Here is a 13,768-nt window from a genome sequence, read left to right on the forward strand (position 1 = left end):
TTTCCATAGCCCTTCATAAAAGGTTGGCAAATCGAGCATAAAGCCGCACCCCGGCGTGCCGAAACAGGGCGCCGGAGCCACCCTGTAGAACCCGATCTCGAAGAACCCGCCGAAAAAACCATCCCAGCGGCCTTTGGACACCTTCGAAGACCACCCAAGCCGGCACAACGTCCACTTCCGTGGCAATAGACGTCAAGGGAGCCACCTGTGTGCCGGTATAGAAGGCGTAGGCGCCGTCTTTCCACGACGTGTCATAGAGAGAAAAGAAACTTTGCGGCGAAACCCCTCCCGTCAGCACGGCTTCCAGAGGCTGCGGGGCGTGGGTGTCGTCCAGGGGTCTGAGCACGTAAAGGCGGTTGGGTTCGGCTTCGCGAGTCAAAACACCCTCCGCATTGCTTCGTGTCCATGAGTCGTGCCCGAAGATGCCGAAACCTTGATACGTTCCGGGCTTCCAGTACTTTCTGAGGGCCAAAGCCAGGCTCGGCTCACACCCACGTGTCGTATCCTCCCACAAGAGAACGATGGGGGAAAGATGTTCCCGTTGAATCCACTCCATGAGCAAAGCCAGATAGGTCCAATCCTTTTCCCGTCGCGATGAGATAAAAAACTTGTCGATCCAGGGAACCACACAGGCTTCCAGACGCCCGTCCTTTAACCACGCTTGCCCTCTTTCCACACAGGCTCTCAAAAAGGCAAAACCTTTCGACCATAACCGCTGTTTTTCGCGACGCCACCGGCAAATGTTCTGCCAGTGAAATTGTTGATGCAGGCTGAGCCATCCGCTCCAGGCCAATGGGCTTTCTTCAGGGAAATCTTGAGGCAGGTCCCCATCGAGAAGGTCGCTCACGGCCCGAAAGGCGTCTTTAAAGACATGCTCACAACCCAAAGCCCTTCGAGCCCACGCTTCCCAGAGCGCGTGAAGGGCCTTGGGATGAACCAGGCGACGCTGCCACACGATCCAGAGCTGCTTCACCAAGTCACGGGGTTCGGCATGACGTTCGACCGCGGCACGCCGAGCCCCTTCCCTCGCCACTTCTTCAACAAAGGCATGGCCGTAGTGTGAGGCTGAGGTCAACACATCCACGGGTTCAAAGGCCCAGCCGCTGCAGGCTGCCGCCGAGGCATTGTGAAGGCTCAAAACCACATGGCGCCGAGCTCGACTGACCTCTAGAGCCAGACGGCGCACGTGGCGCAATTCCACCGCCGTGGCTTCCACAAGTCTTTCGAGAAACCGACTCCCATGGGATCCCAACCCGCCCCATGTAGCCCTCAACGCGCCTCGAACAGGGACCCTGTGAAACGCCGCCTTTTCAATCTCACGTTCTCTTAGAAACCCTGTGATCTGGCGACGGCGTCTCGGACCATTATGCCCTGGGGCGACTATCCGCCGACCGATGCGCAAGAAACGGCTCCGAGAAAAGCGCACGCGTTTTCTCTGCCAGTCGGAACGCCATAAAGAGGCTAGATCGCGTAGCGTCATATGGCTTGGTGTTTTCGTGCCCGCAGCGTCACGCCGCTGGCTGCGTTGCACGGCACGGTCGTGAGCCCGCAATCTTTGCCGCAGATGCCTGAGATGCCGTCGCCACAGAGCTCGAACCTGCGGTTCTCGAAACGGCACAGGCAGAGGGGCAGCCAGGGCCAAGACACGAATCAACGGATAGGTCTTGCTTTCTAAATACGCAGGAAGAACCGAAAACACCTTGCGCATTTTCTGTTGTGGAACGAGGCCGTCGTCAAGAAGGCGCTTTTCAGGAAAGGCCCAAGCATGGCACCAAAATAAAATGTCCAGGACAAGTTCCCATATGGGCGCACGCATCCTTGACCAGGATCGGGTTCCAAGGTGCCCGAGAAGGCACCGAACCTCCTCCCATGCGCCGTCGTCTACGGCTGCGATCAATTTTTCCTCCAGAGATGCCACACCGCACGGCGACATGTGAATCCCTCGATTTTTGCCAGCCCTTTCAACAACAGCAAGATCCGGTGCCGGGTCTGGGAATGCCAACGCCAAACACCTTACTTTCCAAAGGGCGGCCTGTCGGCCGTCTGTATATCCACGGCCCCCAAGGGGCGCGGCCCCTCCGCATTCTCGTCCAGCACAGATTCCTTTCAGCCACACCACAGCCTGTAGGAGCGGCGCACGGGGCGAAACTCTGTCGAGACTTGCGGCGCTTTTACAAAATCGAGAAACGGCCCCCAAAGGTCGATCGAATGGACACATCAGGGAAGCCCATGGCCAGCGGCACGCCACGCCCGCGGCTCATTATGGGAGCGCACCTCCTTTCAAGCAACCCCAACGGTTCATGAATCTTCTTGACAGGCAAGAAAGTTTGGCGTACCTAATAAATCGCTAACACAACAGGAGTAGCTATGCGGTGGTGGTCTATGACGATGCAATGTTGTTCTTCACACCCACGCGATGAATCGTTTCGAGGGTCAACGATTCCTCTGTCCATGGCCCCCTCGGGCACGCGGCTCTTGGTGCGACGCATCGAGGGCGGGCGAAAGCTGTGCGCCCGCATGGCGGCTTTGGGCATTTATCCCGGAGCGGAACTGGAAGTGCTATGCGCCGGATGCGACCGGCCATGCCTCGTCAAGGTTCACGGCAGCACGCTGAGTCTCGGCGCCGGCGTGAGCAGCAAGATTTTGGTGTGCGGCCCTTTGACCTGAAACGTACTGAGGTTTTTCCATTTTATGAAATGCAAAGCGGCCAAAGTGCCGCTCTTTTTGGGCCTTTAAAGTTAGGAAGCCCTAATTTAAGCCAAGCAGGTAAAGGATGTGTCCATGGCGACGATGCTTTTGCGCCACATGGCGCCCAATCAAGCCGGGGTCATCGTCAAGGTGAAGGCCACTGGGGAGTTGGGGCGTCGCATTCGAGACATGGGATTGGTTCCGGGAACCCCCATTCAGGTGCAAGGCCGAGCTCCCCTTAAAGATCCTGTGGCCGTTCGCGTGCGTCAGTTCACGCTCACTTTGCGCAACAATGAAGCGGACTACATTCTGGTAGATGTGGAGAAAATCCCGTGAAGCAAGCCTTTCACAAATCTCAGGAACACCTTTTCGCCCTGGCAGGCAATCCCAACTGCGGCAAGACGACGCTTTTCAACGCCATCACGGGCGCTCGACAACACGTGGGCAATTATCCGGGCATCACCGTGGAAAAGAAAGAGGGTTTTTATTCCCTCGACGGTCGGCAGATTCGCCTGGTAGATCTGCCCGGCACTTATTCCCTGACCGCTTACTCTTTGGAAGAACTGGTGGCTCGCGATTTTCTCGTCCATGAACGCCCGGAGGTGGTCATCAACATCGTGGACGCCTCAAACCTGGACCGCAACCTCTATTTGACGGTGCAGTTAATGGAACTGGGCGTGCCCGTGGTGGTGGCGCTCAACATGATGGATGTGGCCGAAGGTCGCGGCCTGCGAATTCATGCCGAAGAGCTTTCCAAGCGATTGGGAGTTCCGGTGGTGCCGACGGTGGCGCGGCGTGGCGAAGGCAAAGAAAACCTCCTTCGAGTCGCCGTGGAGATGGCGCAATCCGAGCGACATTGGGAGCCTCTTCACGTCTCCTACGGGCCCGACGTGGACCCCGTGCTCAAGGACATGGAAAAAATCATTGGAGAACATGGTTTCCTGACGGACCTTTATCCGGCCCGCTGGACGGCTTTGAAGTATCTGGAAGAAGACGAGCAGGTCAAGGCCAAGGGCCGCCAGGCGAACGCCACGGTTTCTGAGCATCTAGAAGCCTTGGCCGCCAAGCTCACCGAGCATCTTCAAAAAACCCTAGACAGCTATCCGGAAGCCATCATCGCGGACCATCGTTACGGATTCATTGCGGCTTTGCTCAAAGACGGTGTGGTCGAGCAGCGTCTCAAAGGCAATCGGATGCACCTTTCGGATCAGATCGATCGCGTTTTGACCAACCGCTTTTTCGGCCCCATAGTCATGGTGGCTGTCCTTTATGCCGTCTACGAATTCACGTTCACCTACAGTGAGCTTCCCGTCCAGTGGTTCGAAGCGGCCTTTGCGGCTTTGGGCCGTTGGGCCGAACAGGCGATACCCGAAGGGCCTCTGCGCTCTTTGCTGGTCTCAGGCATCATCGACGGTGTGGGCGGCGTCATGGGCTTTGTGCCTTTGATCTTTTTCATGTTCTTGGCCATCGCTTTTTTGGAAGATACGGGTTATTTGGCCCGAGCCGCCTACATGCTGGACCGGGTGTTTCGTGTGTTCGGCCTCCATGGGAGCTCTTTCATGGCCTTTATCATCTCCGGAGGCATCGCCGGCGGGTGTGCTGTGCCGGGGGTTTTGGCCACGCGAACCCTGCGCACGTCCCGCGAACGGCTTGCCACGTTGCTCACAGCCCCTTTCATGAATTGCGGCGCCAAGGTGCCCGTGTTGGCCATGCTGATCGCCGCCTTTTTCACCGAAAACCGCGCGCAGATGCTTTTTCTTCTCACCTTGCTGGCTTGGGTCTTTGCCCTGGTGCTGGCCAAAATCATTCGCCTCACCATCCTTCGCGGCCCCAGCAGTCCGTTTCTTTTGGAACTACCCCCTTATCGCATTCCCACCTTCAAGGGGCTCATGATTCATACTTGGGAGCGCATCTTTCAATATATTCGAAAGGCCGGCACCGTCATCGTTGCCATATCCGTGCTGCTCTGGGCCTTGATGACCTATCCGGGCCTGTCCGCTTCGGAAAAAGCCGCCTTCGATGTGGAGCGGCAAGCTGTTCTGGAAACCCTGTCCGAACACCACAAGGACCTGTTGACTTCGGAACAGAAAACAGACCTGCCGCCACAGGTCCAGGAAGCTCGGGAACAGCTCCGTGCCATTGATAAGCGCGAAGCGGCCACGGCGCTGCAATCCTCCCTTGCGGGTCGAATGGGCACGGCTCTGGAAAAGATCACGCGCTGGTGCGGCTTTGATTGGAGGACCAACGTGGCCTTGGTGGGAGGATTTGCCGCCAAGGAAGTGATCATATCCACCCTGGGCACGGCCTATTCACTGGGAGAACTGGATACGGAAGAGAACACGAGCTTGAGTGAACGGCTGCGCCAGGACCCTCACTGGAATCCTTTGGTGGCTTTTGCGGCCATGGTGTTCATCATGTTGTACTCACCGTGTTTTGTCACCGTAACGTGTATCGTCAAGGAATCCGGGTCCTGGAAATGGGGTGTGTTTTCCATGGTCTTTAACACGACGGTGGCCTTCATCGTCGCCACGGCCGTCTACCAAGCCGGCCGATTGCTGGGCCTCGGCTCATAGTCTCAGGTCAGAAGGAGCATCTTCCATGTGGCAGCACCTTGTGGTGGGTATTCTCGTTGTCGCGGGCCTCGTGGTGGTGGTGCGTTATTTTATCAAGACGTTTCGGGGCGAAACCTCCCATTGTTCCGGTTGTTCCGGCGCTTGTTCCCTCAGGACGGCACGGGAGCTTCAGGGTCTCGAATCGTCGGGACCACCTCCGACGTGCGAGCAATCTTCTTCGCCACCGTGATAAAACCCGTGTGGCCGATCATGCGGTCTTCGGGCCTGGCGCGCCGCGCATCGATCTTCCAATTGCGCTTGAGCAGCTCAAAGGTGGTCACATTGGCATAGCCGTGCCGTTTCAACTCCTGGCACACCATTTGAGCCTGCCCCACCTGTGGGCTCAGTGACAGCAGAAGCCCTCCGGTGCGCAGGCAGGCCGAGACGGCCTCCACGGCGAGCCACGGCTCGGGAAGGTCTAATACCACCCGGTCCACGGTCACCTTCAAAGGCAAGGCTGTGACGTCCGCCACGAGAAGCGTGTGGTTGTCCGGCGTCTTTCCGAAAAAGACCTCGATGTTCTTTCGGGCCAATTGGGCAAATTCAGGACGAACTTCCACGGAAATCAGGCGCCCTTTAGGCCCAACCGCTCGAAGCAGGGCCAGGCTGAGCGCTCCGGATCCCACACCGGTCTCCAACACCACATCACCCGGGCGAATGTCGCCGTAGATCCAAAAGGCCCCCATGTCCTTGGGATAAATCACCTGAGTGCGCCGCTTGAGCTTGTGAACGTAATCGCCGAGGGACGGTCGAAAGAGAAAAACCTTGGCCCCCCGGTGCGTCTCAAGCCATTCGCCTTCCTGCCGACCCACCACATCCTGCAGATCCACGTTGCCCAGATGACAAGAAAAGGATCCCGATCCCGCCCGCACAAGCCAAGTCTTTCCCTTTTGGGATGTGAGAAGCACCAGTTCTCCGGGCTGAAATGCGTTCATGGTTTCGTGCCTTTCCTTTCTATAGAGAAGCTCACTACTGCCCTTCAGATTGCTGAGGTGAGAGTCAAAAAGAACATGGTAGCGTGAAGAAGGCTGCAGTCGGCGCTACAGATCCGCCACTCATGGAATCTTCCGAAAGCTTTCCGAAGGCTTACCGCAGTTGGGGCATTTTTCCGGGGCCGCGTCCTCGGCTACCCAGCCGCAGTTTTGACACACCAGGTACACGGGCATGCGGTCGGAAATCATGTGTTGCAAGGCCATCTTATAGAGCCTGGCGTGGCGCTCTTCGGCGTTTCGGGCCGAAGTGAGAAACCAGATGGCAGCTTTGTCCTCCAGGGCCCAAGCTTCCTGAAGCAGTTTCGGGTAAGCCACCTGGTTCACAAAGGATTCGGACGCAAAAGCCGCCTGCAGGTTTTCTTCGGTCGATCCCACTTTTTCCAAAAGCGATGCATGATTCTGAGCATGCACCCTTTCGGCTTCGGCAATGGCGCGAAACAGCCGGGCTATCTGAGGGTACCCTTCTTCGTCCGCCTTCCGTGCGTAAGCCAGAAGCCGAAAATGGGCCCTGGCCTCCCCAAGGAACGCTTCCAGCATCAATGCTTTGCGCTGCCGAGGCATCGTCTTCAATCCTCGTGTCGTCTCACGGTCACTTCCCGAAACTCGCTTCGCCTCAGCCCACAGTAACGGCCATCTCTCGAGGCGCCGGAGGTTTCTGAAACAGGACCAGCACATGGCGCCACACGGCGCTCGGGAGCGTCGGCGCCCGAAGGTTTATGGGCACAAGATGCGTCTTATACCCCAAGGACGGCGGCGGCGCGAGTTCTTTCAATGTGCGGCGAAAGGTTTCGGTGCCAAGCCCTTGGTGCACGTAAAAAACCGCAAAGCCTTTCGGAAAAAGAACGCGATGCATGTCCTTCCACAAGGACTCCATGGCCTTTCGAAAAGCGCCGAGGCCGAAGTGCATGCCGAGAAAGGATCGCACGTACTCCACCACGTTTGACGTGTAAATAACATGAAAGCTGTCGCCGGTGCCGGCAAGAAAATCTTCCAGCAACGAGCAGACAATGGGAAAGTGGCGTCGAGCCCCTTCAGCCCATGCGCCATAGGCGTCGTCACAGAGCAGGAAAGGTAGCAGCCCCAGATGCACCCTGTCCGTTGGGCGCAAGAAGGCTTCAAAGGGGTTGGTCTCGCCGCCGTGCGCGGCCATGATTGGATCAAAAAACCGGCGAGCCTCGGGGCCGAGGTCGTCTCGAAGTAGAGCATACACGGCGCTTCGCGAAGAAAATGCAGGGTGCTTCGGATCCCGAGCGGTCATCCACAAATCCTTGGCCTCGCCAATGCCTTCAAAGAAGAAGCGGCAAAAGGCCTGACGGTCCAAGCCCCTGTAGGCGGCTCGTTTGAGTTCCGCCATGGCGCATGCGCCCACCGACACGTCCACCGCCACAAGAGAGCCCGCGCCGCACGACAAAAAATAGATGGGAATGTCACCGCTTCCTGCCACGCACAGGATTCTTAGGCCTTGGACAGGAAGCGGCGCAGGGGCCGCCCACGGATGTTCGGTGGGCACAAGATAAGGCGTGGAGGCTTCGTGAAAAGCCTTTTCTTCAAATGGCTTTGCTTTCATGGCTACGTGCAGCTCACCTGATAAGGCCGTTCTGCCCTAATGCTTTTGGATCCACGCTCGGTGCAACACCCTTCTTTTGCCGAAGGCCTTTCGCCACGCCAGCGCTTCTGTCGCGGCTCGCGCGCGGCTCCCTCTTAAGCTTAATTCATCGAGCGCCTTTTAGAGCTTGATGCGGAGCCTGTCCAGCATCCCGTCGGCGTACTCGATGATGTAGTCGCGCTGGGCCTGCGTGGCGTAGCCGATGCACGCACAGCGCAGGGTGTTTCGGCTGCGAATGAGCCATTCAAAACCCACCTGTTTTCGGGTGAGGTTCACCGCAAAATAGTAAGGTTGGCAATGGTTGTGGGTTTTTTGCACGTCCGTGTACAAGGCATGGGGAAGGTCCACGTAATAAATGCCTTCCATGGCCGCCGATTCCGCGTGGGCGGCGAGATAGTCTCGAATGCGATCGTAGTCGGATTCTCGAAGCTGGTCGATGACGTATTGTTTCATGTGCACCTCCCAAACACCCAGCGGGTACGCCGGGTTCTTGTCGCTCGAACCAGGCCAGGGTTATAAATGGATCAAAGCCTCGACAGCACGGGCGACCTTTCCCACATCCTTCAAATCCTTGTCAATGTTCAAGCAGAACCGAGGCTTTTTCCCGCCAAGGCCAAAGGCTCCTGCGCCGTGGCTTCAGCGGCTGTTCGTTCACCGATCAGACAAGGAGGTGTCATCATGAAAGCTGGAATCGTTTTTACAGGAACAGGCCCGATTTTGATTCTGACCAGCTATGATTCATTTGAAGATCCCAAATTCATTGAAAAAGTCAGCGCCAAAGGAATCAAAAAATTCATCGCTCGAGAACTCCCTCTGGAAAAGGTCAAAGAAAAATACGGCCACCAATTTAGCGTCGTGCTGGGCGATCTTCACCAGACGGATGATTTGCGCGTCCTCGATTACAACGGGCACAATGTCTTCTACAACTTTTCCTTTAAGGAAATGGGCGATCCCATCTATTACGAACCCTGAGACGAAGCCGCAACACGGCCTTTAAGATGCGAGGAGACGCCATCACCCGCCCACGACGGCAAGGGCAAGGGAACGCACGGAGGCGTTCCCCTTAAGGCCTTATCTCCTTCGTTTTTTCTTCGGGCCAAATTTTTTGACCCCCCCCACTCAACAAAGGCACGCTTCACCCGAAAACTTTGCGCCCCATGTGCGTTTTCACAATCGTCACCGGATTGTCATTCATGGGACGTTGGGCTGTCACACAACCCGTGTTGAATGGCCGTGAACCAAGAGGCCCATACAAGGTGAAAGGGTCCATGCTGGGAAAAACCGTGCACACTGAAGTGCATGGCACGGAGAGTGACTCGAAAGCCTTCTTTCGTGGGGTCACAGCCCGCGACGTGAGGGCCGTGGGAGAACTGCTGCACGAGCTGGGCTATGCCGTTTCGTGGCGCAGGATCAAAAGCGTGCTCACACGTCTTCTTTAGAATCCCAAAGATCACTGCCTCCTTGCGCTCTGTCCCGTCCGCAGGTCCATCGTGGGCATGATGACGCTTCGAGTCCTCGAATGCCTTCGCCTCGGGGGACGACAGGTGTCCATCGAGGAACTGGTCGTCAACGCGGAATGGCGAGGCCAAGGGATTGGGCAGGCCTTAACGGCTTATGCCCTGGCCTTTGCCAAGCGTTGGCACGCTGTCAGAATCGAAGTGCTAACCAGTGAAAGTCGACAGAACACCCAAAGGGGATTCTACGTCAAGGCGAGATTTGATCAAGTACCGTCCCGCGTCTATCGCAAACGGCTCGGCGACGAAGGCACCACCGCGTCGTCGCAAACCCGAAACACCTCGCAAGACTAGTGAGGAACCAAGCCATGAAAACATGCCTTGATGACGGCTCCCTATTTGATGAAAAGCATGTCATGACCCCAAGGAATAAAGACCAAAATTTGCATTATGGTGACCACGCTGCCCTTGGCTTCTTTGTCTGGATCATGTAGGGGCAGCCCTTGTGGCTGCCCCTAATTTGGGAAGGCACGGGGTCTACAAGGTACGCGTGGGGGCCTGCCCCACGTCGTGTCCTCGGTATCGACGGGCATACCTCAAAGGCAAGGGGGCAAAGGGCATCAAGGGCAGGCGACATTTTCACGCCGCGCCCATGCCGACGGGTAGAGATCGTTTTAAACCGCTGCACCTCGTCTGGCAGCGACGTCTGCTTCCTCCATCTCGCACCCCTTTTTGCATACCAAATCCAACGCTTATGGCTGGTCCACTCCAGTGCGGGGTCACTATAATTCCATGTGACGCCAAAAGTCTTCGTCTTTTTCCCCTTCCGTTGACAACGCAGCATGCAAGCTTATGTTTGATTCAAACAGTGGCTTTTGGTGTTTATGAACCTCAACTAAGGAGAGAGACGATGAGCGATGTGAATGCACCGAGCAAGAGGCAACAGTTTGTTTGGGTCAAGGACAAGGCCGGTAACGAATTTGTGTGCCCTGTCGATGTCCTCAAAAAGCCTTCTGAAATGAGTCCGGACGAACTCAAAGACTGCATTGACGACGCAACGAAGCCGCAACCCTATGCTGGAGGTTAGTTTAAGTCGATATTCTGCTTAGAATATATTGTTTATGACGAGTAGACCCACCCTTTGAGGTGGGTCTTAGCTTTCCATAGTGCCCTAAGTATGGAAAAGGCCATGCATGACTGAACTCCGATAGACTTCTAAGCCACGGCTTCCAGGTGGGATACGGAAAGGCTCACAGCCCCAAAGGATGCGTCTACGGTGCCTCGCAAAGCATAGGGCCGCTCCCATCCCAGGCTCTGGCAGAATCGGCGGTAGGCGTCGGGGAAGAAAACCGTTTCATAAATGGCCGTCTCGTCTTCAAAGGACACGAAGGCCATTGGATCCCCATGCTGTGTGACCACCTCCTTGCGCGTGATGGGCCATCCTTTGACCCAAACTGTTCTGCCCACCCATTGCGCCAGATCTTGGGCTCGAACCCACGGTCGAGGTCGCTTGCGGTAAGCTTCTTCATGGCACACCAACGGATGCGTGGAAAGGACGAAACCCAACGCTTCCTGTTCCTGGCGCCATAGCATGGCCGCTTCAGGCGGCGGCAAATCGGGCACACCGGTTTTCCCTTTCCTCAAGGTCCGGCCTTCAACGGCATCGAATAGCTTGTTTCCCAAAGGCGCGGCCCTTGAACCCGCAAAAACCGAGGGAGAGGCGACCGCCAGGGGGGCCACCCTGGGGTTCTTCGACACATCGCCATAGGGATGCGGAAAGGGCACGGGCCGATGCCGATCCTCACGCCCCAAAGTCTCGCCCCTGGCCCCCTGCGGTCGAGGGATCCAGGAATTCGGAGAAAACATGTTTGAGCCCCCGTCGTTTGACGGCGAACGCGCCGACCCACATCGAGCATAGATCCACCACAAAAGCTGGGCCCGGTTTAAAGGCCTGGCCACGCTGTCCAGGGCGCCGCTCTTGGCCAGCACCACCGCGTCCGAAGCGGTCAAAGGCACGCGACGCCACAGGTCGTCCAGAGATGCAAAGGGACCGTTTCGAACCCGCTCTTCCAGAAGTCGATCCACGGTATCCCGGCGAATTCCCTGAAGCATCTGCAACCCCAATCGCACCGTCCGATCCTTGCCCCAACACTTCCATCGGCTTGCGTTCACATCGGGCCCCAAGACCTTCAGGCCCATGCGTCGCGCTTCCGAAATGTAGGCAAAGCTCGTGTAGTAGCCCCCTCCATTGGCCAGCACCGCCGCCATGAATTCGGCGGGGTAATGCACCTTGAGCCACGCCGATTTGAAACTCACCAGTGCATAGGACGCCGAATGAGGCTTGCAAAAGGAATATCCGGCAAAGGAGGTGAACATCTCCCAAAGGCTTTGCACCACGTCCTCGGCCACGCCACGGCGCCGGCACCCATCTTCAAAACGCCGCCGATAATCCTCGATCTGTTCCCGGCTTTTCTTGCTCAACACCTTGCGCAATCCATCAGCTTCCGCCCACTGAAACCCGGCCAGGGCCATGGCACACAGGACCACATGTTCCTGGTACACCAGGATGCCGTAGGTTTCTTCCAGCAGATCCTTGAGGTCGGGATGGAGGGGTTCCCAGGGCTTGCCGTGAAGGCGTTCGATGTAAGCATGAATATAGCGGTTGGCAGCAGGCCGAATAATGGATGAATGAATCACCAGGTGGGCAAAATCTCCACGGCGCGTCTTTTGCTGAAGCTGGCGCATGGCGGGTGATTCCACGTAAAAAACGCCCATGGTGTCACCTCGAGCCAAAAGCCCTTGGGTTTGGGGATCGTCCAAGGGATTCAAGGAAGCATAATCGATCCGACGGCCCGTGTTTTCCGCCACCATGTTCAAAGCGTCCCGAATGACGCCCAAGGAACGGTTCCCCAAAAGATCAATCTTGACCAAGCCTCCTTCTTCTGCCTGATCCTTATCCCACTGAATGATCCTCACCCCTTTGGCGGCCCGCTGCACGGGCACTCGACGATCCACACGATCCGGAGCCAGCACTATGCCTCCGCAGTGCACGGAAACATGGCGAGGCAGCCCTTCCAGTCGAGCAGCAAGGCGAAGAATTTCCGGCCACGGCGGATTCAGAGAAAAACCGCGAAAAGCCGGATGCGATCGCACCCGCGCCTCGATGCGCTCCGGTCGCGTCCACCCACTCAAGCGTCGGCTCACTTCCGCAATGTCCGCCGCAGGCACGCCGTAGACCTTGGCCGTTTCCCGCACGGCCGCGCGCGCCCCAAATCCCACGTGGTTCGCCACCATGGCAAACCGTTCGGCACCGTAGATCTGTTCCACTTCTTTTAGAAGCTCATCCCGTTCATCCCATGGAAAATCCACATCGATGTCCGGATGGTCTTGCCGATGGGGGTTGAGAAACCTTTCGAAAACCAACTGGTGCTCCAGAGGATCCACATGCGTGATACCCAAAAGATAGCTCACCAGGCTCGCTGCCGCGCTGCCTCGGCCGCAATGCATGGGACGACGCCCCACAATGTCGGCCACCACAAGAAAGTAATCCACATAACCTTTGGCATGAATGAGCTCCAGTTCCGCGGCAAGTCTTTGTTCCAGTTCAGGAAAACTTCGCCCATAGCGCCACCGCACGCCTTTTCGACAGCGCCGAACCAGCACATCAAAGCCATCTTCCGATCCGTTGCCATAGGCGGGAAAAACGGTTTCAAAACGGCTCCAATCCGTGAAACATTGGCGCAGGAGTGTTTCCGCATTACTCACGGCTTCAGGGCAATGGGGAAAATGGCGGGCCGCCGCCTCCACAGGCTTCAACCACGCTTCCGAAGACGCCAGTTCCCGAGGATCCAAGGTGCTCAAAGTCCTGTTGGTGTCAATGGCGCGCACCAGCCGATGCAGGGAAAAATCTTCCGGATCGGCAAAATAGACCGGATGCACGGCCACCGCGGGGACTTTCATCTCCTTAGCCATGCGCAACGTTCGACGCCCCGCGGGGCCCGGAAGCACCGCCGCGTAGGTTTCTACACGAGAACGAACGGCTTTAAGAAATGCCTCATCGGCACTGACCATCGCCACATGAGCCCCTCCATGGGCGCAATCCCTTTCCAAGGAAAAGCCGGAATCCAGATGAAGCCGGGTCACCAGAGCGCAGAGCCTTTCATAGCCCGTGAAATCCTTAGCCAGTGCCAGCACGTGCCGCCCTTCATGGACCAGGTGCACACCCACCACCGGAGCCAGGCCCTCACGGCGCGCTGCGCTGAGAAAGCGCATCAGGCCGTAAAAACCGTTGCGATCGGCGCACAGCACCGCCTTGTGTCCCCGTTCCGCGGCACGCCGACACAACATCTCGGGAGAACTCACCCCTCGCATGAACGAATAAAAGGTATGAACAACCCAGAGCATGGCGCCTCGTTA

Annotated in this window: 12 protein-coding genes and 1 pseudogene; 7 read left to right on the top strand and 6 right to left on the bottom strand. The window is 57.1% G+C overall.

The features are described from left to right. Nucleotides 1-13: 13 nt before the first annotated feature. Nucleotides 14-1,933 (bottom strand): hypothetical protein, encoded by a 1,920-nt coding sequence (locus tag EDC27_RS05130; RefSeq protein ID WP_123289520.1) that lies wholly within the window; start codon nt 1,931-1,933, stop codon nt 14-16. Between the two features lie 434 nt (nt 1,934-2,367). On the opposite strand from EDC27_RS05130, the gene EDC27_RS05135 reads away from it, so the two are divergent. From EDC27_RS05135 to feoB, 3 genes are all read left to right on the top strand, one after another. Then, complete coding sequence (locus EDC27_RS05135) at nt 2,368-2,667, top strand: FeoA family protein (protein WP_123289521.1); 300 nt, start codon at nt 2,368-2,370, stop codon at nt 2,665-2,667. A gap of 114 nt (nt 2,668-2,781) precedes the next feature. Beyond that, on the top strand, nt 2,782-3,024 hold the full coding sequence (locus EDC27_RS05140) for a FeoA family protein (protein WP_123289522.1): 243 nt from the start codon (nt 2,782-2,784) through the stop codon (nt 3,022-3,024). Next, nucleotides 3,021-5,261, top strand: coding sequence for a ferrous iron transport protein B (feoB, locus tag EDC27_RS05145; protein WP_123289523.1), 2,241 nt, complete (start codon nt 3,021-3,023; stop codon nt 5,259-5,261). The genes EDC27_RS05140 and feoB overlap by 4 nt, the downstream gene beginning before the upstream one ends. Nucleotides 5,262-5,410: 149 nt before the next feature. Here the strand turns inward: feoB and EDC27_RS05150 are convergent, their stop codons facing one another. From EDC27_RS05150 to EDC27_RS05165, 4 genes are all read right to left on the bottom strand, one after another. After that, nucleotides 5,411-6,235, bottom strand: coding sequence for a tRNA (adenine-N1)-methyltransferase (locus tag EDC27_RS05150; RefSeq protein ID WP_123289524.1), 825 nt, complete (start codon nt 6,233-6,235; stop codon nt 5,411-5,413). A 120-nt stretch (nt 6,236-6,355) separates the two neighbouring features. Beyond that, on the bottom strand, nt 6,356-6,853 hold the full coding sequence (locus EDC27_RS05155; RefSeq protein ID WP_170161602.1) for a rubrerythrin family protein: 498 nt from the start codon (nt 6,851-6,853) through the stop codon (nt 6,356-6,358). 52 nt (nt 6,854-6,905) lie between these two features. Beyond that, nucleotides 6,906-7,859: a DUF3419 family protein gene (locus EDC27_RS05160; RefSeq protein ID WP_123289526.1), complete on the bottom strand. Its 954-nt coding sequence runs from the start codon at nt 7,857-7,859 to the stop codon at nt 6,906-6,908. Nucleotides 7,860-8,018: 159 nt separating this feature from the next. Next, nucleotides 8,019-8,351, bottom strand: coding sequence for a hypothetical protein (locus tag EDC27_RS05165; protein ID WP_123289527.1), 333 nt, complete (start codon nt 8,349-8,351; stop codon nt 8,019-8,021). A gap of 225 nt (nt 8,352-8,576) precedes the next feature. Here EDC27_RS05165 and EDC27_RS05170 point away from each other — a divergent pair, with 225 nt between their 5' ends. The 4 genes and pseudogenes from EDC27_RS05170 to EDC27_RS15935 all read left to right on the top strand — a co-directional run bounded on the left by EDC27_RS05170 (nt 8,577) and on the right by EDC27_RS15935 (nt 10,439). Then, nucleotides 8,577-8,870, top strand: a complete 294-nt coding sequence (locus EDC27_RS05170; protein ID WP_123289689.1) for a hypothetical protein — start codon at nt 8,577-8,579, stop codon at nt 8,868-8,870. Nucleotides 8,871-9,166: 296 nt separating this feature from the next. Next, on the top strand, nt 9,167-9,337 hold the full coding sequence (locus tag EDC27_RS15930; protein WP_170161603.1) for a hypothetical protein: 171 nt from the start codon (nt 9,167-9,169) through the stop codon (nt 9,335-9,337). 33 nt (nt 9,338-9,370) lie between these two features. Further along, a pseudogene (locus tag EDC27_RS05175) lies at nt 9,371-9,706 on the top strand (GNAT family N-acetyltransferase); the annotation flags it as partial. A 556-nt stretch (nt 9,707-10,262) separates the two neighbouring features. Next, complete coding sequence (locus tag EDC27_RS15935; protein ID WP_170161604.1) at nt 10,263-10,439, top strand: hypothetical protein; 177 nt, start codon at nt 10,263-10,265, stop codon at nt 10,437-10,439. A gap of 128 nt (nt 10,440-10,567) precedes the next feature. On the opposite strand, the gene EDC27_RS05180 is transcribed toward EDC27_RS15935, so the two are convergent. After that, entirely contained in the window at nt 10,568-13,756 is a 3,189-nt protein-coding gene (locus EDC27_RS05180) for a DNA polymerase III subunit alpha (RefSeq protein WP_123289529.1), read from the bottom strand. Nucleotides 13,757-13,768 lie beyond the last annotated feature (12 nt).

The sequence above is a fragment of the Desulfosoma caldarium genome (genome assembly GCF_003751385.1).
In the GTDB taxonomy this organism is placed as follows: Bacteria; Desulfobacterota; Syntrophobacteria; order Syntrophobacterales; family DSM-9756; genus Desulfosoma; species Desulfosoma caldarium.